The organism is Mycolicibacterium lutetiense (assembly GCF_017876775.1).
GTDB lineage: Bacteria > Actinomycetota > Actinomycetes > Mycobacteriales > Mycobacteriaceae > Mycobacterium > Mycobacterium lutetiense.
The window spans coordinates 196,855-216,021 of sequence record NZ_JAGIOP010000001.1; the positions used below are offsets into that span (position 1 = coordinate 196,855).

Here is a 19,167-nt window from a genome sequence, read left to right on the forward strand (position 1 = left end):
ATTCGGAGCCGATCCGGATCCGGATGGGTGGGCGGCTACCGAAGTTCGGCGATCACCTTTCCGAATGCCTCGGCGTGGGCGATCTGCACGATGATGTAGGTGATCCCGTACTTCTCCCGCAGACCGCGAATGTGGTCGGCGATGGCGCTCACCGAACCGGACAGCACGCCGGGGTGGCGGAGGAGCTGTTCGTCGCTCAGCCCCGGCAGGAAATGGCGCGGGACGTTGAGGATGGGCATTTCACTACCAGGTGCGGGCATCGCGGTGACGGCGATGTTGAGCGTCAACTTGTCGAACCGGTCCCCGGCGGCGGTGCGCAGGAACGCAATTCGGTCGGCCAGCGGATCCCCGTCGACGTGATCGCCACCGGTGAGGCCGATGATATCGGCGGTCTGCGCGGCCACCGTCAGCAGTCGGTCGCCGTTGCCCGCGATGAGGATCGGGATGTCCGGTGCATGCTCACGTAGGTACTCGGTGTGGTGGCGCAGATAGTCGATGCGATCGCGCGCCCCGGGGAACGGAAGCTCGGCGGCCTCGAACTCCTCGCGCACGTAGCCGGCGCCGAGCCCGAGGTCGAACCGGCCGCCGGACAGATCCCGCAGGGCAGTGGCGTCGCGCGCCAGCAGGGCCGGCTTGTAGAAGCCGGCATTCAGCACGAACGTCCCGACGCGCAGCGTGCTCGTCGCCGCGGCGATCGCGGTCAGAGTCGGGAACGGTGCGGGTGCCCCCAGATGGTCGGGCACGTTGAGCACGTCGAAGCCGAGGTCTTCGGCACGCCGGGCCGCGTCGGCGATCTGAGACTGGGATTCGGCGACGCGCAGGCTGACACCAAAACGGAAATCGTTGGGCATCACCCGATGCTAATGATTCAGCCCGTGACGGTCAGATAGATCAGCACCACGTTGAGCACACTGATCAATCCGGCCACGGTCCAGCCGAGCATCGTGGTGATGCGGTGGTTGACGTCCTCACCCATCAGGGTCGCGTTACCGGTCAGGCGGATCAGCGGGATCAGCGCCAGCGGTATGCCGAACGAGAGCACGACTTGCGAGAGGACCAGGGCCCGGCTGGGGTCGACGCCGATGGCCAGGATGACCAGGGCCGGAATCAGGGTGACCAGCCGGCGGAGCAGCAGCGGATAGGAGCGCCGCAGCAGCCCCTGCATGATCATCGCGCCCGCATACGCACCGACCGAGGTGGATGCCAGGCCCGACGCCAGCAGCCCGATCGCAAACAGCAGCGCGACCGTCGGACCCAGGGTGTCGCGGACCGCGGCGTGGGCGCCCTCGATGGAATCGGTGTTGTCGCGTCCCTGCAGGTTGGTTGCGGCGACCAGCAGCATGGCCAGGTTCACGGCGCCGGCGACCAGCATGGCTAGTCCGACGTCATAGCGGGTGATCCGAAGTAGCCGCCGCCGCGGGGCGCCGGGTGCGGGGTGGCCGTGGCGGTCGCGGGCCAGGCCGGAGTGCAGGTAGACCGCGTGCGGCATCACGGTGGCGCCGAGCATCGCGGTGGCCAGCAGCAGGCTTTCGGCGCCTTGGAACCGGGGAATCAGCCCGGCCGCAACGTCGGCCGCGGGGGGAGCCTCGACGAACAGGCTGGTGAGAAAGCCGATCGCGATGATCATCAGCAGTCCGGTGATCACCCGTTCGAACGCGCGCTGCCCACGACGGTTCTGCAGGCTGAGCAGCAGTAGTGACACCACGCCGGTGATCGCCCCACCGAGCAGCAGCGGCAGATCGAACAGCAGATACAGGGCGATGGCCCCGCCCACCACCTCGGCGAGATCGGTTGCGACGGCCACCAATTCGGCCTGTATCCAGTAGACGATGCGCGTCGGGGTGCGGGTGTGGTCGGCAACCACCTCGGGCAGCGAGCGGCCCGTGACCAAGCCGAGCTTGGCGGAAAGGTACTGCACCAGCCCGGCCATGGCGTTGGCCACCACGATCACCCAGACCAGCAGGTACCCGAACTGTGCGCCCGCACTGACGTTGGCGGCGACGTTGCCCGGATCGACGTAGGCGATCGCGGCGACGAATGCCGGCCCGAGCAGCGTCCAGCTCGGCGTCGTGCGTGTCTTGGTGTCCTCCAGCAACTGCCCAGCTCTCCATCCGGGTATACGAATAGAAAAGTTAGGGTAGCCGAAATCTGTCGACGGAGCCAGCGTCGGGGGTGGTCAACGCGGTGGTGGGCCGTCCCGATGAGGCCTAACCGGCAGCGTAAAGACCCTTACCGGTGATCAACGGCAGATCGAGCGTGGTCCGGATACCCGGCTTGGCCTCCACTACGGCCGGGATCGCGTTGACGACCCGCGCCGCCGTCGCAACCAGACCCGCATGGTTGTGATCACCGTTCGGGCTGCTCAGGCGCAGATCCAGGATGTAGGACGGTTCACCGGTCACCACGACCCGGTATGAGCCACCTTCCTGTGCGGGCTGCGGCCACTCGGGGCACAGATCGTCGCGCAGCCGTGTCACGTGCTCCAGCACCACGGCCGCCTTGCCGTCGCGCATGCCGCGCACCTCGAAACGCAGGGCGGCGGTGGTGCCCGCCGGGATGTGCCCGGCGGCGATGTCGAAGTCCTCGGGTGCCGGTACCCGGGTGTGTTCCTCGGTCACGGCGTCGAGTTCGATGCCGAGTCCCGCGGCCAGCTGCCGTACCACCGAACCCCAGGCCAGAGTCAGTACGCCGGGTTGCAGCAGCATCGGAGTTTCGTCGATCGGCTTGCCGAAGCCCATCACGTCGAACATCACCGCCGCGCTGTCATAGGTGGCGTAGTCGACGATCTCCATGCACCGGACCTGTTCGATCTGCTGGCAGGTACCGGAAAGGGCAAGGGGAAGAAGGTCATTGGCGAAGCCGGGGTCGATCCCGTTGACAAAAATACTGGCTCCGCCTGCCTCGGCCGCGGTGGCAATGGGCTCGATCAGTTCGGCCGGCAGTACCTCCCACGGGTACTGAAGAAACACCGCGGAGCTGGCCACCACGTTGACCCCGGCCGCCAGGATGCGCCGGTAGTCCTCAAGGGCCTCGGGCAGCCGGTTGTCGGCAAGGGCGGTGTAGACCACGCAGTCCGGCTTGTCGGCCAGGATCGCGTCCAGGTCGTCAGTGGCCAAGACGCCCGTCGAAACATCAAGTCCGGCAAGCTCTCCGGCGTCTTTACCGGCCTTGGCCGACGAGGACACCCACACACCGGTGAGCTCGTAGGCCGGATTGGTGACAAGTTGCTTGAGCGCGTGCTTGCCGACGTTGCCGGTACCGATCGCCGCTACCCGAATGGTCATGCTGCTCCTCAGAGGTCAGGGATGGGCAGGTCAAGATTGGGCGCGTTCAGGCCGCCGTCGACCTCGAGCACCTTGCCGGTCAGGTAGCTACCGGCGGGGGAGGACAGGTACACCGCGGCCGCGGCGATGTCGGTCGGATCGCCCAGGCGGCGCAGGGGTGTGGCCTTCTCCATCGGGTCACGCAGCGCGTCATTGGACGCAACGATCTCCAACGCCGAGGTGAGGATCGAGCCGGGGGCGATGGCGTTGACGCGGATGCGTGGGCTCAGATCCAGGGCGGACAGCCGGGTGTAGTGCGCGAGGGCGGCCTTCGCGGTGCCGTACGCGGCGAACCCGCGTCCGGCCAGACGCCCCACCGTGGAGGTGATGTTGATGATGCTGCCGCCGCCGGAATGCTCGAGCATCAGCGGCGCTGCCGCACAGGTCAGCGCGTGCGCGGTCGACACATTGAAGGTGAAGGCGTCGCGCAGATCCTTGGTGGAGGTGTTCATCAAGGGTGCCGGCATGGTGCCGCCGACGTTGTTGACGACGATGTCTAGTTTCCCGAACGCTTCCACTGCGATGGCCGCGAGTTCGGCGGTGGCCTCGGGGTGGGCCAGGTCGGCGGCGACGACGTGGGCCCGCCGCCCGGTCGCGGCGATCTGCTCGGCAACTTCGTCGAGTTGGGCCTGGGTACGAGCCGCGATAACCACGTCGGCACCGGCTTCCGCGAAGGCCAGGGCGGTAGCCGCGCCCAGTCCTCGGCCGGCTCCGGTGACGATCGCAACCTTGTCGTCCAGTCGGAATCTGTCCAGAATCACGCGCACTCCGTTCGCTTGCTCGGCGCCACGCTAGCAGGGTGAGTGGACGCGTGTCCGGTGTTTCTGAAACACGTTCTAGTTGTGCTGAGGTCCGCCACCGCGTGGCGTGGAGTGTGCGCAAAGCCGTCCGCGTCGGCGGTGGCGGGCGCACAATTGAGGGGTCAGTTCAACGTGGGGAGCCGCGATGACCCAGCAGCGTTATGACTTCTTCGGCGATGTCTTCGCACGGTATTTCAGCCCCGCGATCGGTCGGTACCCCTCGGCGGCGGGCGGCCTCGTCCATCGACTGCTCGCGTGTACCGACGACGTGCAGGACCGGTTGGCCCAAGCCCGTCTCGCGGCGTGCGCGTGGGGCGAGGAGGAGATCGGCCTCCCCGGCCACCTGTACCCGTCGTCCGAACTGTTCGTCTTCACCCAGTGCGGTCTGATCTACGGCGCGCGTTTCGCCGACGCCCGGCACGGGCTGTACTACCTGGCCACTCCGCACCCGATGTTCGACGCGTTCGTCGACCAGATCGAGCACACGCCGCTGCGTCCGGGGGCGGTGGTGGCGGTGGATCGCCGCTGCAGCCACGATCTCGAATCGGCCCATCCGATGGATGCCGCGTTGCGTCGCATCCTCGATGAGCACGAGGCCTTGCGCGTCGACGTCCCTGCTTAGAGACGCTCCGCAGGGGCTGATGTTAACGCCGTGTTTCGGCGGTGTGTGCTGCGCATTACCCCGTATGTGTTCAGTATGAGTCTGTCGCACAACGGATTTCGGCGATTTACCTTTAGTCCACTTCACCGAAACCGAAGGGCGGGCTGAACCCAGTGAAACGGAACTTGAAATGCTTGTGCGCCGCAGGTGCCGGACTGTGTGGGCTCGGGACGGCGTTGGCCGCGCCGGCTGCCGCCGCACCCACCGAGTCGACGGCGAGCCAAACCATCAGTGACCTCGAAAGTAAGGGCTTCCGGGTGATCTTGAGCAAGGTCGGCACCAAGGCCATCGATGATTGCACGGTGACCGCAGTGCGCCAGGGCCGTTCGGTCACCGCACCGCAAGTACCGGCTGGTGCGGCCAGTATCACGTCGTTCAATCCGGGACAGAATCTGCAGTACACCACGGTGTACGTGGATCTGGACTGCCGACGCTGAACTACTTCTTGGCGGCAGCCTTCTTGGCCGCTTTCTTGGCAGGCGCCTTCTTCGCGGGCGCCTTCGCCGGCTCTTTCGATGCGCTGCCACGGGCCTTCACGCTGGCCTCCAGTTTGGCCAGCAGGTCCGAGACATCCTCGGTCTCATCGAGCTCGGTGGGCTGTTCTTCGACCGAGAACGCCTCTCCGCCTTCGAGTTTGGCCTGGACGAGTTCGTTGAGTTGTTCCTGATAGTCGTCGCGGAACTGATCGGGCTTGAAGTCGTCGGTCATCGACTCGACCACCTGGCCGGCCATCTTCAGCTCGGCCGGCTTGATCTCGACCTCCTTGTCCAGCACGGGGAAGTCGGGATCGCGGATCTCGTCGGGCCACAGCAGGGTATGGATCACCATGACGTTGCGCTTACTGAAATCTTTGACCCGCAGCGCCGCCAGCCGCGTCTTGTTCCGCAGTGAGAAATGCACGATGGCCACGCGTTCGGTTTCAGCGAGCGTCTTGGCCAGCAGCACGTAGGACTTCGATGACTTGGAGTCGGGCTCCAGGAAATAGCTCTTGTCGTACATCAACGGGTCGAGTTGGTCGGCCGGGATGAACTCGACGACCTCGATCTCGCGGCTGCGTTCCTCGGGCAGCGTGGCGATGTCCTCATCGGTGATCACCACCATCTGCCCGTCGTCAGATTCGAAAGCCTTGTTGATGTCTCGGAACTCGACGACCTCGCCACACACTTCACAGACCCGCTTGTAGCGGATGCGCCCGTTGTCCTTGGCGTGGACCTGATGGAACTTGATGTCGTGGTCCTCGGTGGCGCTGTAGACCTTGACCGGCACGTTCACCAGGCCGAAGGCGATCGAACCCTTCCAGATGGATCGCATTTGCCCAGTATGGCTTGAACTCGGCGACTGTGCGAAGAACCACCGGATCGGTGCGTCGGGTCAGGTGCCGTTGACGAGGCGGTGTACAGACTTCGGCGCCTCGATATCCGCGCTGACCCACGGTGCGGGAATCGGGTCGCCGGCCACTGTCCGTAGGGGCACGACGCCGGCCCACCCGCCGGAGTCGGCCTCGTCGTCCGGCGGCGGTGGCGGTGCGTCGCGCACCTTGACCGTCCAGCCGTCGGGCGTGATCGGCAGGGCGATGGCGAGCGTCGCGGCGAGTTCTCTCTTCGTGTTGGACCGCACCTCCGAACTGCGGCCGGGAATCAGCGAATCGCTCATCAGGTCGAGGGCGTACGCCGCATCCCGCGGGTCGATCACGGTCAGGTGCCCACGCACCACGGCTGACCGGTAGTTGGCCGTGGAGTCGAAAAGTGTGTTTGCCACGACGATTCCGTCGAGGAGCGTCACGCAGAACCCGGCGGGAGCCCCGGCCGCGACGTGCCGCAGCGCACCCGCTCCCGTCGACCCGTGCAGGACGACCCGGTCACCGTCCCGGGCGTAGAGCATGGGCACGATCCACGGCTGTCCGTCCACGACCGTCGCGAGCGTGCCCACCGCCGCGGCGTCGAGCACCGAGTCAAGGGCGGCCCGGTCGGTGCGGGCAAGCTGGTGTTCTCTCCTGATCTGCTTCACGGAACGAATTCTGCGGGTATTCCGGCCTGCTCAGAAGATCCAGAACTAGAGTGAAAGTGCAGACCACTATTGTGGCGTCATGGCGCGCCACGCACCCGAGCTCAACTTGGCACTGCAGCTGCCCACCGACGAGTCGCCGCTGAGGCAGCGCATCGCGGCCGCCGTCATCGAGCAGATCCGGCTGGGCAGGCTGGGTCCCGGCGACGCGCTGCCGTCGACCCGGAGCCTGGCTGCCGAACTTGCCGTGGCCCGGTCATCGGTGGTCGACGCGTACGACGAGCTCGCCGCGGCCGGCTACACCACCGCGCTGCCCGGATCAGGCACGCGGATCGCTGCCGGGGCAGATGCCGCCGCGCACGCAAATGCGGCGTCACACGTGACCGCGAGCGGTGTCATGCCCGCCGCACGGCGAGCCCCGCGTGATCAATCGCCGGCCTGGGACCTCATGCCCGGGCACCCTGATCCGGGCCTGATCTCGACCACCGACTGGCGCCGCGCCTGGCGGGCGGCCGCCGCTGCGCCGATATCCTCCGCGGCTGCGGGGCCGCACGGCCACGCCGGACTCCGCCAAGCCCTGGCCGGGCATCTGCGTCGTACCCGCGGAATCGTTGCCGACCCGAGCGAGCTGATCATCGTGCCCGGCGTGGCCTCCGCGTTGCGCACCATCACCCAGGCGGCCGGGCTGGCCGGGCGCGACATCGCTTTCGAGGAGCCCGGGTACGCCGAGGCGCGGGAAGTGTTCCAGATGTCCGGCGCCCGAACGCGTGCCGTGCCGGTCGACGGGGACGGCCTCGATCCGGGCTCGCTGCGCGAGTCCGATGCGGCCGTGTATTGCACTCCGGCACATCAGTATCCGCTCGGGGCGCGGCTGCCCGTGTCCCGACGTGCTCAGCTCGTGCAGTGGGCCGCCCGGACCGGCAGCCTGCTCATCGAGGACGACTACGACGGTGAATTTCGCTATGACGTGTCTGCGCTGCCCGCGCTGCGCGGCATCGACGGCGGGCGTGACTGCGTGGCCTACATCGGGACGGCGTCGAAAATCCTCACACCCACGCTGCGGGTCGCCTGGATGATACCGCCGCCGCGGTTGCGGGATGCCGTCGCCGACGCGCTGGAACGCAGCGGTGAATCCGTCTGTGGGGTAACGACTCTCGCGTTGGCCCGATTCATCGATTCGGGTGCGCTGACCCGACACCTCGCCAGGGCGGCACGCACCTACTCGGCGCGGCGGGCGGCGCTTGTCAGTGCGCTCGGTCGCCGGTGCGCAGGTATTCAGCTGGCCGGCGTCGAGGCCGGCTTGCACATGGTGGTGCGGCTGCACGACACGATCGACGACATCGCGATGGCTGCCACGCTCCGCGACCGAGGAGTCACCGCGTCGCCGCTGTCCTCATTCTTTTCGGACTTCTCGGACATCGCCGGCACCCGGGGGCTGGTGTGTGGGTACGCGCGGCTTCCCGAGACCCAGGCGGACGCGGTGGCCGAGCTCATCGCGGATGCGATCCGTCAGCCGTGAGCGCCGCTCAGGACTGCGCTGCAGCGTCTCGTGCCGCACGATCCGGCAAGTCGGCGCCGGGCCGAGCCACCGTCAACGCCGCCGACAACGCAGCGGACCTCAGGACACCTTCGAGACTCTCAGTACCGATCCGGGACAGGTCACGACGACGGTCCGCGCCGAGCAACCCCAACGACCACAGCGCATCGAGCAGGCCTGTCATGAAGGCGTCACCGGCCCCGACGGTGTCCACTACCTGCACCGACCGGGCGGGGACCGACACCGAACCGGCCCGGCAGACCGCGAACGCGCCGCCCTCACCCGACGTCACGGCGACGATTGACGGGCCGACCTCCAGCCAGGCCCGTGCGATCTGCTCGGGGGAGTGGCGGGGGTCCATCCAGCGCAGGTCGTCCTCGGAGGCTTTGACGATGTCGGCGCGTTCGATGAGTCGGTCGATGCGCCCGCGAGCGATGTCGTCGTCCCGGATCACGTCCGGCCGGATATTCGGATCGAAGCTGATGGTCGCCGACATCCGGTAGGCATCCAGCAGAGAGGCGGCGGCGCGACATCCTGGCTCCAGCACGGTGGCAATCGATCCGGTGTGCACCAGCAGCGGGGTCGCCACCTCGGGCGTGCCGGAAAGCTGCCAATCGATGTCGAATTGATAGTGCGCCGACCCTGCGGCGTCCAGGGTGGCCATCGCGGTCGGTGTCCGCCGGGCATTCCTGCTGCCCGAAACGAGTTGTACCCCAGACCTTTCCACGTACTCGACGATGAGCTTGCCGCGGTCGTCGTCGGCGATGTGAGTGAGGAAGTCGACGTCGCGGCCCAGCCGTCCGAGACCGACGGCGACATTGAGTGCGCTGCCGCCGACGTACTCTCCGACGACGTTGCCATCCCGCTCGACGATGTCGATCAGTGCCTCGCCGATGACCAGGGCCCGGCTCATAGCTCCATGGTAGGTGGCTTGGGCTAGAGCTGTCCGGCGATGAACCCAGCCGCCTGATCGGGATATGGCGGGAGCTCATATGCGCTGTGCGCCGCGCGGGCACGCCCACCCTCGACACAGATCGGATCGCCGGCGCTGCACAGGTCGATCGCCCGCCCGGCGAACTGTCCGGTGCTCGACAGCGGCGTGCCGAATCGATTGCCGGGATTGCCGAACACCGCGACCGCAGCGACCCGGTCGGCGCTGTAGGACGGTAACGCCGGAGCCGAGCCGATCGTGCCGATCCGGTCACCGATCGGCGGTACGCCCGCCAACATCGAAACTGCCGCTGCGCCTTGCGAGAATCCGCCCAGCACCACTTGGGTGCCGGGGCATTGGTCGGCCAGCCAGGCGATGTGCCCGGCGGCGTCATTCGCGCCGTCTGCGGTGGTCAGGAAGTTGAGCCCGGCCGGATAGTTCACTGCGTACACGCCGAGGCTGCGCGGCGCGATCCTGGACCCGAGTTGGTCGACCAGCGTCTGGCCCACCCGGCCGATCCCGGGCGGCTCACCGGTGCCGCGGGCGAAGACCACCTCGACGTCCGAGCAGGGATCGGCCGATGCCGCGGGTACCGGGCTGATGAGAACGGCCGTCGCAATCGATGCAGCGATGGCCCACCGGAGGACTGCGGTGTTCAGCGACATCAGTCCATGTTCACATTTTGACGGCAGATCAGCTTGGCTCATCGTCGAACTGCTTTGAGACGCTGTCGCACAGCTTCCACGCCCCGTCCTTTTGCAGGAAGTACAGCGCCCCCTTCGGAGTGGATCGGACCGGGTGAACCCGGCCTGCGCTACGTCCCCCGAACGGTCACGTCGGTTATGGTGATCGGCTTCTTTCGCGACGGGTCAGGCGACTGGGGCCCAATGGGTCGTCCCAGATATCGTGCTGCAGAAGCTCGTCAGCCTCCTCCGCGCGCATCATGTCCAGAACCTTTTGCTGATCGTCCGTGTCGACCGCGTCGGTGAAACTCACTGCCTTGGAGCGGATTTCCCTTTCCGTCGAGTTCGGACCGCCGGCGATCGGGAAGTACGCCAACACCCCAGTACGGCGGTTCAGATGGCGGCCGGGGTGGTGGTTGTGGCGGAGACGTTGTTATTGCTCGTCCCAGCGACGCATCAGGAGGTTGTCGAGTTCCGCTGCGAAATCGCCGGGCGGATCGAAATTTGCTTCGTAGGCGAGGGTCACCTTCCCGGGGAGGCGGCTGTTCACGCAGTAATACAGTTGCCCTGAATCCTTCGTGAACCACATCAATTGCGAGGGTTTCGACTCGATCTCGTCAAAACTCTCGCTCGGAAACCAGTCATATCCTTCAAAGCTCTCCCAGGCGTCTGGGCGCCTGATTCCATAAGACTCCCAATCCTGGGCGGTAAACCCCGGATGCACCTCGCGCAGGAACGTCTGTACGGCATCGGGAAAGCAATCGAAGAATTCTGCTTCGGGCTGTCTGAGGATGGCCGGATCCCAGCCGAGCCACAATGCTGGAAAGTCATCTCTAGCCTGTCCCGCCGCATAAATGAGAACATTTTCGAACAACCCGCCCGATTGTCGGCGAAAGACCCTGACATCCGAGAGTTTGTCCTGAAATCGTCGGGCAAAACCGGGAAGTAGGTCGGTGAAATCCGCGCCCCACAAGGACAAGGCGTGGCGACATCTTTCCGATGAGGTGGAGGCGGATGCGATCGGTCGCCATTTCTGCGGTATCTCTGCCAGTTCCGGTGATTGTGGCCCGACCGGGGTCCACGTGGCACGCCCGCCGGTGACCTCGGCGAGGATATCGCCGACTTCATATTCTGCCACTGTGACCTCCCAAGGCCCTCGCTCGCCAGGAGCGCATTTATCGGCCTTCCCCCGAGGTCGCATCCGCGCCCGAGCATTACGTCCCTTGCGGCACTTGGATCGGCATTATTCTATGGCCGTTCATACCAAGTGGCGACCGTGAAACGTGTGCCCTTGGAAGGATGACTGATCAGGCATCTGATTCTTGATGTCCGCGTATAGGTTGGGAAGATGGAGCGCTACGAGCGGGTTCGGCTGACGAATCCCGACAAGGTGCTCTATCCCGCCACCGGCACCACCAAGGCCGAGGTCTTCGACTATTACCTGAGCATCGCCGAGGTCATGCTGCCGCACATCGCCGGGCGTCCGGTGACCCGGAAGCGCTGGCCCAACGGGGTCGCAGCGGCATCGTTCTTCGAAAAGCAGTTGGCGTCATCGGCCCCGGACTGGCTGGAACGCGGCAGCATCGCGCACAAGTCCGGGACCACCACGTACCCGATCATCAATACTCGTGAGGGCCTGGCCTGGATCGCCCAGCAGGCCGCGCTGGAAGTGCATGTGCCGCAATGGCGGTTCTCCGCCGACGGCAGCCAGGGCCCGGCCACCCGCATCGTGTTCGACCTCGATCCGGGTGAGGGCGTCGCGATGCCGCAGTTGTGCGAGGTGGCCCAGGCGGTGCGCGATCTCATGGGCGATATCGGGTTGACGACGTATCCGCTGACCAGCGGCAGCAAGGGCCTGCATCTGTATGTGCCTCTGGGCGAGCTGATCAGCTCACAGGGAGCGTCGGTGCTGGCCAAGCGGGTGGCCCAACAACTGGAACAGTCGACGCCGGAACTGGTCACCGCCACCATGGCCCGCAGTGTGCGGGCCGGGAAGGTGTTCCTGGACTGGAGCCAGAACAGCGGGGCCAAGACCACGATCGCTCCGTACTCGCTGCGCGGGCGGGACCACCCGACCGTCTCCGCGCCCCGAACCTGGGACGAGATCGCCGACCCGGAGCTGCGTCACCTGCGATTCGATGAAGTGTTGCAACGGGTTTCCGAGGATGGTGACCTGCTGGCCGGACTCGACGAGGGCCCGCCCCGGGCCGACAAACTCACCACCTACCGCAGCATGCGCGACGCGGCCAAGACTCCCGAGCCGGTGCCCCAGGACATTCCGGCGACCGGCAACAACGACCGGTTCGTGATCCAGGAACACCACGCTCGACGGCTGCACTACGACCTGCGGCTGGAACGCGATGGCGTGCTGGTCAGTTGGGCGGTGCCCAAGAACCTGCCCGAGACCACCGCAGTGAATCACCTTGCCGTGCATACCGAAGACCATCCGATCGAGTACCTGACCTTCCACGGCCCGATCCCGAGGGGCGAGTACGGCGCCGGGGAGATGGTCATCTGGGACACCGGCACGTACGAGGCGGAGAAGTTCCGGGTCACTGACGATCCCGAGGCCCGCAATGGCGAGGTCATCTTCACCCTGAGCGGCCGGAAGATCGATGGCCGCTACGCGCTGATCCAGACCGAGGGCAAGAACTGGCTGGCGCATCGGATGAAGGACCAGAAATCGGTCACGCCCGAGCCCAAGGATTTCGCGCCGATGCTGGCAACCGAGGGGTCCGTCGCGAAACTCACTGCCGGTCAATGGGCGTTCGAAGGGAAATGGGACGGCTACCGGTTGCTGGTGGAAGCCGATCATGGCCGCCTGCAACTGCGTTCACGCAGTGGACGCGACGTCACCGCCGAGTACCCCCAGTTGGAGGTGCTGGCGGCCGATCTCGCCGACCATCACGTGGTGCTCGACGGTGAGGTGGTGGCACTCGACGACTCCGGGGTGCCCAGCTTCGGCGAGATGCAGAACCGGGCCCGCTCCACCCGCGTCGAGTTCTGGGCGTTCGACATCCTGTGGCTCGACGGCCGATCTCTGCTGCGCGCCAAGTACTCCGACCGGCGAAAGCTGTTGGACGCGTTGGCTGCCGGCGGCGGGCTGATCGTGCCCGAACCGCTGCCCGGCGACGGCCCGGAAGCCATGGAGCATTCCCGCGAGCACCGGTTCGAAGGCGTCGTCGCCAAGAAACGCGACTCGACCTATCAACCGGGCCGGCGGTCGGCATCGTGGGTCAAGGACAAGATCTGGAACACCCAGGAAGCGGTGATCGGCGGGTGGCGCCAGGGGGAGGGCGGGCGCAGCAGCGGCATCGGTGCGCTGCTGCTCGGTGTGCCCGGCCCTGACGGGCTTCAGTTCGCCGGCCGGGTCGGCACCGGGTTCACCGAGAAAGAGCTGGCCAAGCTCAAAGACATGCTGGCGCCGCTGCACACCGAGGAGTCACCTTTCGACAAACCGCTGCCGAAGCTCGACGCAAAAGGGGTCACGTTCGTGCTCCCCGAACTGGTGGGGGAGGTTCGCTACAGCGAGCGCACCAGTGACCACCGGCTGCGCCAGCCCAGTTGGCGGGGTCTGCGGCCCGACAAGTCGCCGAATGACGTGGTGTGGGAATCGTGAATCAGACGCGGGAACCGTCGAGCGCTTCACGCAGCCCGCGGGTCGCGAGTTCGTCGGCCAATTCGTTGTCGGCGACGCCCGAATGGCCTTTCACCCAGAACCACTCGACCTGATGCCGCTCGCAGGCAGCCTGAAGTCGCTGCCAGAGGTCGACGTTCTTCACGGGCTGTTTGGCGGCGGTCAGCCAACCGTTGCGCTCCCAGCCGAGGACCCATTTGGTGATGCCGTTGCGGACATAGGTGCTGTCGGTGTGCAGGTGCACCACCACAGGTCTGGTGAGTGCCTCGAGCGCCATGATGGGGGCGGTCAGCTCCATTCGGTTGTTGCTCGTGGTTTCGGGGTCCCCGCCGTACATCTCGCGCACGTGTTCGCGGCGGCGCAGCACCGCGCCCCAGCCGCCGGGGCCGGGATTCGGCCGGCACCCGCCGTCGGTGTAGATGACGACGACGTCGTCCTGCAGGTCCCCGGGGTCGGTCATGCGCTGAGGATAGGGAACTGTTTCGAGCGACCGGCGTCCCGACACACGTCAACGACGGGGAGTCGTGGAGATCACCGCCGTGTGCACCGATATGCCGAGGTCGCGGTGTCGGAGCGTGGTGATCCGGCGCCCGGGCTGGACCGCGTCCTTCACCGGAGCGGTGTGGTCGCCGAAGAACGCGGCGCTCGCGTCGATGTCGTCGACGACGTAGGTGATTCCCCAGAGCTTCGAGGGACCGTCACTCGTGGTCTCCGGTGAGCCCACGACCTCGATGATCACCTGTCCGAAGCGGAAGAAGATCTGTCGCATCCGTCGTCCGCCGAGTTCGGTGTCGCGTTCCCGGCGCGGAGTCACACCGATGGCTGCCAGTGCGGCGACCGTGCGGTCCAGGTCTGGAGACAGCAGCACGACGTGGTCGATCGCGGTGACGCCGTTCGGGTGGACCGCCGACGGTGCGGTGACCGCATCCGATCGCGATGTCGGGATGCCGTCGAGATCGTCCAACGGATCGTGTGACGGCAGGCCGCGCAACGACCACCCGATGATGCCGGTGCCGCGGTCGCTTCCGACCAGCCGGATGCCAACCTCACCCACCCGGCAGACGGCATCGGAGTCGACGAAAAATCCCGCTCGCTTCCAGGCATCCGGCGGGTCGGCGACTTCGAGTTCGTCGACGGTGACGGTCATGGACGTGGAATCTAGCCGTCCCGTCGGTCCGCCGGGTGGACCTCAGTCGGACGTTCGGCCGGCGTCGGCGATTCGCCGTCGCGCTTCCGCCGGCGAGATGCGGAGCCTCCTGGCGAGCACCCCGGCCGGGTCGAACCGTGGCGGCGACGCGGTGTCGGTGGCGACCATCCGCCCGAGTAGCCGTTGTTGAGCGGTCGCCAGCCGTTTCTCCCCGGCGTCGAGCCGGCTCAGCACCTCGTGGAGCTCCGACCGTGTCAGAGCGTGCACCGACAGCGCGTCGATCTCTTTGCAGGCGGCATTCAGATGATCGAGGGCATCACCGACGATTGTCCGCTCGATGTCCCTCTCGGAAACCAATATCGAACTCATGTTCGGTACCGTACGCCGACCCACCGACAAGCTCACCGCTCGCGCGAATGCATCATTAAAAACAATCGGCCGCACAGATTCTGCGGCCGTCTCCAGCCAATGTATTTGTGCTGTTTGTTTCAGCTCAGCAGGCGACGTCGACGTATGCCGTCTTGGAAATAATGGTCGTGTTGATCGAACTGCCACCCCGGGAGTCGTTGGTGGCGATGGTCTGCCCCTGGCGGACACCGAGCACCTTGCAGCTGGCCAGCGGTGCAGTGCCCGTGCGGTTGACGATGACGTGATAACCACTGGTCTGGAGGCTTTTCACGGTCTGCTCGGCCGACTGTCCGGTCGGAGCGGCAGCGGCGACGCCCCCGAGGAACGCGCCGGCGGCCAGCGTGCTGGCGGCTAATGTGGCGATGGCATATGACTTCATTTTCCAACCCTCCGGTTGCTACCTATTACGTGCAATCGGGAGTTGAGTTCAAAAATTCCAGAATTCTCAGCTGGAAATGCGGAATTTCTCAGGGTGGGGTGGAGCTGTCTTCGACGGTGATCCGCAGCCGTGGCTTGTGCTCGGCGTCCGAACCGTCGACGCGATCCCACACCACATCCACCAGCGGCGCCAACAGCATTTCGCCCATCTGGCGAACCAGGACCGCCACGATCTGGGTGGACTCGCGGCGTTTGGTCGATGCACGACCAGATTTCCGTAGTGCGCTGACCTCTCGCTCGGTCAGGTCGACCAGGACGTCGAGGAGGTGCAGATTTTCGCCTGAGGGGTCCAGCAGCGCGCGGCGGACGTAGTTGGCCACCGGGGGGTTCGCGTCCAGCATCTTGCGCACGGCCTCATCGCGGGCCGCGGCCAACTGGGCGGGGCTGCCGGAATCCGGTGCCTCCGAGAGCGCCGCGGCGATGTGATCCACCACCAGCTGGTCGACGGCATCGCGCAGTCCGGCTTTCGTCTTGTAGTGGTGCTGTACCAGGCCGAGCGTGACACCTGCTTCGGAGGCGATGGCGCGCAACGAAATTCGGTCTTGTCCGTACTTCGAATACAGGTCCAGTGCGGCGTTGCGAATGCGGGCCTTGGCTGTCAGGTCCTCGTTCGTGGCCCGCGGGTTGACCATGTCGCGCTCCTCCGGTACACCTGACTCTAGAACAATACAGTTGTATCGTAATTCGTTCTTGCATGACAACAGATGAGGTAGCGACGATGTCCGAACTGTTCCCCGAGTATCGGGCGTCCTGGGAAACCGATCAGCATCGTGAACTTCGCCGCCACGCCGCGGAGTTCTTCCGCAAGGAGGCCACGCCCCATCAGGAACGCTGGGCCCGCAACCATCAGGTCGACCGCGAATTCTGGAACAAGCTCGGCGACGCCGGGTTGCTCGGTCTGGACCTGCCGGAGGAGTACGGCGGTGCCGGTGGGGACTTCGGATTTTCGGCCGTAGTCGCCGAGGAGCTTGCGCTGGCCCATGATTCGGCGTCGGGCTGGGTGGTCCACTCGCCGATCGTCGGGCACTACGTCAACACCTATGCCAATGCCGAACAGAAGCAGCGCTGGATGTCGAAGATCATCAGCGGTGAGGCGGTGCTGGCCATCGCGATGACCGAACCCGGCACGGGCTCGGACCTGCAGGCGGTACGGACCACGGCCGTGCGCGACGGCGACGATTACGTCATCAACGGATCGAAGACGTTCATCTCCAACGGAACCCATTGCGATCTACTGGTGATCGTCGCGAAGACCGATCCGTCGCAAGGCGCGGCGGGAATCTCGCTGATCGTCGCCGAGACCAACGACGAACTGCAGGGCTTCGAACGTGGACGGGTGCTGGAGAAGGTCGGTCAGCACGGTCAGGACACGCGGGAGTTGTTCTTCTCCGACATGCGGGTCCCGGTCAAGAACCTGCTCGGTGAGCAAGAGGGCCGAGGCTTCTATCAGCTGATGGACCAGTTGGCCCGAGAGCGGCTGGCCATCGCATCGGTGTGCTCCGGTATGGCTGAGGCCGCCGTGGTGGAGGCGATCCACTACACGAAGGAACGCGAAGCGTTCGGCAAGCCGCTGATCGGCTTCCAGCACAACCGGTTTGCCCTGGCCGAGCTGAAAGCTGAAGTGCTGTCGATCAAGACGACCGTCGATTACTGCGTGCAGTCCTACATCGACGGGCGCATCGACTCGGCCACCGCGTCCATGGCCAAGCTGATCGCGGCCGACAAGGGTGTCGCCGTGGTGGACCGCTGTGTGCAGTTCTTCGGCGGGTACGGCTACATGATGGAGTACCCCATCGGACGGGCCTACGCGGCCGCGCGGGTCAACAAGATCTACGGCGGTACCAGCGAAATCATGAAAGAGATCATCAGTCGGTCCCTGTGATGCCCGGGCTGTGACATCGTTGAAGGATGAGTAGTGACGGGTACAGCGTCGATGACGACGACCAGTTGACTCAGGAGGACACCCTGATCGATCGGGGTGTCGACGACTTGCTCGACGAGGGTTATTCGCCGCCTGATCACTGGCGGGAACCGCGTGACCACGAGACCCTCGATGAGCTGCTGGCCGAGGAAGAACCCGACCCCGCGATGCAGCTCGACGATCCCGCCTATCTCGACGAGCAGGGCGGCGACGACGAGGTCGGGGACTTGCGGTCAGGTCGCCTGGTGGCCCCCAATGCGGGCTTCGGCGCGGACGACGAGGCAGAGCTGCTCGGGACCGACGTCGGCATCGATGGTGGTGCGGCCTCCGCTGAAGAGGCCGCGATGCACATCATCCCGCCGTCGTCACTGGATGGCGGTCCGTCGTTCTAGCGCCACCGACACGGTGAACACCAGCAGTCCGCCGACGGCCAGCAGTGCCCCTGCCGCGGCCGGGGCCGTGTAGCCGAGGCCGGCTGCGATCACCAGGCCGCCCACCCAGGCGCCGGTGGCATTGCCGATGTTGAGCGCGGAATGGTTGAGTGCGGCGGCCAGCGTCTGGGCATCGTGGGCGACGTCCATCAGCCGGGTCTGCAACGCCGGGCCGACGGCCGAGCCGGCCACCCCGACGCCGAACAGCAGCGGCAGCGCGGTCCACGGGCTGTGCGACCCCAGCGAGAACGCGGCCAGCAGCACCGCCAGGGAGCCCAGCGCCAGATACAACGCGCGGACCACCGAGGTGTCGGCCAACCGGCCGCCGATCAGGTTGCCGACCACCATGCCGAGGCCGAACACCATGAGCGCCACCGGAACCATGGACCGGGACAGGCCGGTCACATCGGTCATCGTGGTGCTGATGTAGGTGTACACCGCGAACATGCCGCCGAAGCCGATCATGCCGACAAGCACGGCGAGCCACACCTGCGGTCGGCGTAGCGCTCCGAGTTCGGTCAGTGGACTGGTGACGTGCATGGACCGCAGCTGTTTCGGTAGCCAGCGCCACTGGGCGGCCAACGTGATCAGGCCGACGCCGACCACCAGGCCGAATGCGCTGCGCCAGCCGAGGGCCTGGCCGAGCCAGGACGCCAGCGGGACACCCAGCACGGTCGCGACGGTCAGGCCGCAGAGCACGTAGGCCACGGCCTTGGCCCGGTTCTGTGGACCCATCAGGTGGGCGGCCGCCAGTGCGGCGATCCCGAAGAACGCGCCATGTGGCAGGCCGGCGACGAACCGGGCGATGACCAGGGTCGGATAGGTCGGCGCCAGCATGCTGGCCACGTTGCCGAGGGTGAAGACCGCCATCAGCGTGAGCAGCAGTGCCTTGCGCGGCCAGCGCGCGGTGAGCGCGGCGATCACGGGCGCACCAACCACCACGCCCAGCGCATAGGCGGAAATCACGTGGCCCGCGGTGGGCTCGGAGATGCCGAAGCCGGTGGCGATGTCGGGCAGCAGGCCCATCGCGACGAATTCGGTGGTGCCGATCCCGAAGCCGCCGAGGGCCAGGGCGAACACTGCGAGCATGCGCACCGTGGGGTCGGGAGCGACGATTGAGCGTGCACGTTCGAGGGAGGTCGTCATTCGCAGGCTTTCCGAGGGGGCACGGACTGAAGCTCTCGGACAGCGTTGGCGAGAACGGCGGGTGCAACGCTAACGCCGCGCCCGCTGTTCCCTCAACCTG

21 protein-coding genes are annotated in these 19,167 nt (G+C 66.1%); 6 read left to right on the top strand and 15 right to left on the bottom strand.

The window, feature by feature from the left end; genetic code table 11:
- Window positions 1-35: 35 nt before the first annotated feature.
- The 4 genes from JOF57_RS00970 to JOF57_RS00985 form a co-directional block, all read right to left on the bottom strand.
- On the bottom strand, window positions 36-851 hold the full coding sequence (locus tag JOF57_RS00970; RefSeq protein WP_209912757.1) for an LLM class F420-dependent oxidoreductase: 816 nt from the start codon (window positions 849-851) through the stop codon (window positions 36-38).
- Window positions 852-868: 17 nt separating this feature from the next.
- The gene (locus tag JOF57_RS00975) at window positions 869-2,095 is read right to left on the bottom strand and encodes an Nramp family divalent metal transporter (protein ID WP_209912759.1); all 1,227 of its coding nucleotides are present in this window, start codon (window positions 2,093-2,095) and stop codon (window positions 869-871) included.
- Window positions 2,096-2,207: 112 nt separating this feature from the next.
- The gene (locus JOF57_RS00980) at window positions 2,208-3,284 is read right to left on the bottom strand and encodes an NAD(P)H-dependent amine dehydrogenase family protein (protein WP_209912761.1); all 1,077 of its coding nucleotides are present in this window, start codon (window positions 3,282-3,284) and stop codon (window positions 2,208-2,210) included.
- Window positions 3,285-3,292: 8 nt separating this feature from the next.
- The gene (locus tag JOF57_RS00985; protein WP_209912762.1) at window positions 3,293-4,084 is read right to left on the bottom strand and encodes an SDR family oxidoreductase; all 792 of its coding nucleotides are present in this window, start codon (window positions 4,082-4,084) and stop codon (window positions 3,293-3,295) included.
- 184 nt (window positions 4,085-4,268) lie between these two features.
- Here JOF57_RS00985 and JOF57_RS00990 point away from each other — a divergent pair, with 184 nt between their 5' ends.
- Window positions 4,269-4,745: a glucose-6-phosphate dehydrogenase gene (locus JOF57_RS00990; protein WP_209912764.1), complete on the top strand. Its 477-nt coding sequence runs from the start codon at window positions 4,269-4,271 to the stop codon at window positions 4,743-4,745.
- A 152-nt stretch (window positions 4,746-4,897) separates the two neighbouring features.
- Window positions 4,898-5,221: a hypothetical protein gene (locus JOF57_RS00995; protein WP_307869933.1), complete on the top strand. Its 324-nt coding sequence runs from the start codon at window positions 4,898-4,900 to the stop codon at window positions 5,219-5,221.
- Between the two features lies 1 nt (window position 5,222).
- On the opposite strand, the gene ku is transcribed toward JOF57_RS00995, so the two are convergent.
- Entirely contained in the window at window positions 5,223-6,095 is an 873-nt protein-coding gene (gene ku / locus JOF57_RS01000; protein ID WP_209912766.1) for a non-homologous end joining protein Ku, read from the bottom strand.
- 60 nt (window positions 6,096-6,155) lie between these two features.
- Window positions 6,156-6,791, bottom strand: coding sequence for a pyridoxamine 5'-phosphate oxidase family protein (locus tag JOF57_RS01005; protein WP_209912767.1), 636 nt, complete (start codon window positions 6,789-6,791; stop codon window positions 6,156-6,158).
- A 79-nt stretch (window positions 6,792-6,870) separates the two neighbouring features.
- Between JOF57_RS01005 and pdxR the strand changes: the two genes are divergently transcribed.
- Window positions 6,871-8,307: a MocR-like pyridoxine biosynthesis transcription factor PdxR gene (pdxR, locus tag JOF57_RS01010; protein ID WP_209912769.1), complete on the top strand. Its 1,437-nt coding sequence runs from the start codon at window positions 6,871-6,873 to the stop codon at window positions 8,305-8,307.
- A 7-nt stretch (window positions 8,308-8,314) separates the two neighbouring features.
- On the opposite strand, the gene JOF57_RS01015 is transcribed toward pdxR, so the two are convergent.
- From JOF57_RS01015 to JOF57_RS01025, 3 genes are all read right to left on the bottom strand, one after another.
- Window positions 8,315-9,238 (bottom strand): carbohydrate kinase family protein, encoded by a 924-nt coding sequence (locus JOF57_RS01015; protein ID WP_209912771.1) that lies wholly within the window; start codon window positions 9,236-9,238, stop codon window positions 8,315-8,317.
- A gap of 23 nt (window positions 9,239-9,261) precedes the next feature.
- Complete coding sequence (locus tag JOF57_RS01020) at window positions 9,262-9,921, bottom strand: cutinase family protein (protein ID WP_209915672.1); 660 nt, start codon at window positions 9,919-9,921, stop codon at window positions 9,262-9,264.
- Between the two features lie 451 nt (window positions 9,922-10,372).
- Window positions 10,373-11,077 (bottom strand): hypothetical protein, encoded by a 705-nt coding sequence (locus JOF57_RS01025; protein ID WP_209912773.1) that lies wholly within the window; start codon window positions 11,075-11,077, stop codon window positions 10,373-10,375.
- Window positions 11,078-11,287: 210 nt separating this feature from the next.
- Here JOF57_RS01025 and JOF57_RS01030 point away from each other — a divergent pair, with 210 nt between their 5' ends.
- Entirely contained in the window at window positions 11,288-13,558 is a 2,271-nt protein-coding gene (locus JOF57_RS01030) for an ATP-dependent DNA ligase (protein ID WP_209912775.1), read from the top strand.
- Window position 13,559: 1 nt separating this feature from the next.
- Here the strand turns inward: JOF57_RS01030 and rnhA are convergent, their stop codons facing one another.
- The 5 genes from rnhA to JOF57_RS01055 form a co-directional block, all read right to left on the bottom strand.
- Window positions 13,560-14,036 (bottom strand): ribonuclease HI, encoded by a 477-nt coding sequence (gene rnhA, locus JOF57_RS01035; protein ID WP_407666525.1) that lies wholly within the window; start codon window positions 14,034-14,036, stop codon window positions 13,560-13,562.
- Between the two features lie 48 nt (window positions 14,037-14,084).
- Complete coding sequence (locus JOF57_RS01040) at window positions 14,085-14,723, bottom strand: VOC family protein (protein ID WP_209912777.1); 639 nt, start codon at window positions 14,721-14,723, stop codon at window positions 14,085-14,087.
- A gap of 42 nt (window positions 14,724-14,765) precedes the next feature.
- Window positions 14,766-15,092, bottom strand: a complete 327-nt coding sequence (locus JOF57_RS01045; RefSeq protein WP_209912780.1) for a hypothetical protein — start codon at window positions 15,090-15,092, stop codon at window positions 14,766-14,768.
- A 124-nt stretch (window positions 15,093-15,216) separates the two neighbouring features.
- A complete protein-coding gene (locus JOF57_RS01050; protein WP_209912782.1) occupies window positions 15,217-15,510 on the bottom strand; it encodes a hypothetical protein in 294 nt (97 codons plus the stop codon).
- Between the two features lie 88 nt (window positions 15,511-15,598).
- Window positions 15,599-16,201: a TetR/AcrR family transcriptional regulator gene (locus tag JOF57_RS01055; protein ID WP_209912784.1), complete on the bottom strand. Its 603-nt coding sequence runs from the start codon at window positions 16,199-16,201 to the stop codon at window positions 15,599-15,601.
- A gap of 86 nt (window positions 16,202-16,287) precedes the next feature.
- On the opposite strand from JOF57_RS01055, the gene JOF57_RS01060 reads away from it, so the two are divergent.
- Complete coding sequence (locus JOF57_RS01060) at window positions 16,288-17,451, top strand: acyl-CoA dehydrogenase family protein (protein ID WP_209915677.1); 1,164 nt, start codon at window positions 16,288-16,290, stop codon at window positions 17,449-17,451.
- A gap of 26 nt (window positions 17,452-17,477) precedes the next feature.
- Window positions 17,478-17,882: a DUF5709 domain-containing protein gene (locus tag JOF57_RS01065; protein ID WP_209912786.1), complete on the top strand. Its 405-nt coding sequence runs from the start codon at window positions 17,478-17,480 to the stop codon at window positions 17,880-17,882.
- Here the strand turns inward: JOF57_RS01065 and JOF57_RS01070 are convergent.
- Window positions 17,856-19,067 carry an MFS transporter gene (locus JOF57_RS01070; protein ID WP_209912789.1) on the bottom strand — a complete coding sequence of 404 codons (1,212 nt, stop codon included), beginning with the start codon at window positions 19,065-19,067 and terminating at the stop codon, window positions 17,856-17,858. The two genes, JOF57_RS01065 and JOF57_RS01070, sit on opposite strands and share 27 nt — an antisense overlap.
- Between the last annotated feature and the right edge of the window lie 100 nt (window positions 19,068-19,167).

Bases quoted from the DNA above. Each gene is read 5' to 3' on its own strand.
- JOF57_RS00970 (WP_209912757.1), bottom strand. From the start codon at position 851: ATGCCCAACGATTTCCGTTTTGGTGTCAGCCTGCGCGTCGCCGAATCC.
- JOF57_RS00980 (WP_209912761.1), bottom strand. From the start codon at position 3,284: ATGACCATTCGGGTAGCGGCGATCGGTACCGGCAACGTCGGCAAGCAC.
- JOF57_RS00990 (WP_209912764.1), top strand. From the start codon at position 4,269: ATGACCCAGCAGCGTTATGACTTCTTCGGCGATGTCTTCGCACGGTAT.
- ku (WP_209912766.1), bottom strand. From the start codon at position 6,095: ATGCGATCCATCTGGAAGGGTTCGATCGCCTTCGGCCTGGTGAACGTG.
- pdxR (WP_209912769.1), top strand. From the start codon at position 6,871: ATGGCGCGCCACGCACCCGAGCTCAACTTGGCACTGCAGCTGCCCACC.
- JOF57_RS01015 (WP_209912771.1), bottom strand. From the start codon at position 9,238: ATGAGCCGGGCCCTGGTCATCGGCGAGGCACTGATCGACATCGTCGAG.
- JOF57_RS01020 (WP_209915672.1), bottom strand. From the start codon at position 9,921: ATGTCGCTGAACACCGCAGTCCTCCGGTGGGCCATCGCTGCATCGATT.
- JOF57_RS01030 (WP_209912775.1), top strand. From the start codon at position 11,288: ATGGAGCGCTACGAGCGGGTTCGGCTGACGAATCCCGACAAGGTGCTC.
- rnhA (WP_407666525.1), bottom strand. From the start codon at position 14,036: ATGACCGACCCCGGGGACCTGCAGGACGACGTCGTCGTCATCTACACC.
- JOF57_RS01040 (WP_209912777.1), bottom strand. From the start codon at position 14,723: ATGACCGTCACCGTCGACGAACTCGAAGTCGCCGACCCGCCGGATGCC.
- JOF57_RS01045 (WP_209912780.1), bottom strand. From the start codon at position 15,092: ATGAGTTCGATATTGGTTTCCGAGAGGGACATCGAGCGGACAATCGTC.
- JOF57_RS01050 (WP_209912782.1), bottom strand. From the start codon at position 15,510: ATGAAGTCATATGCCATCGCCACATTAGCCGCCAGCACGCTGGCCGCC.
- JOF57_RS01055 (WP_209912784.1), bottom strand. From the start codon at position 16,201: ATGGTCAACCCGCGGGCCACGAACGAGGACCTGACAGCCAAGGCCCGC.
- JOF57_RS01060 (WP_209915677.1), top strand. From the start codon at position 16,288: ATGTCCGAACTGTTCCCCGAGTATCGGGCGTCCTGGGAAACCGATCAG.
- JOF57_RS01065 (WP_209912786.1), top strand. From the start codon at position 17,478: ATGAGTAGTGACGGGTACAGCGTCGATGACGACGACCAGTTGACTCAG.
- JOF57_RS01070 (WP_209912789.1), bottom strand. From the start codon at position 19,067: ATGACGACCTCCCTCGAACGTGCACGCTCAATCGTCGCTCCCGACCCC.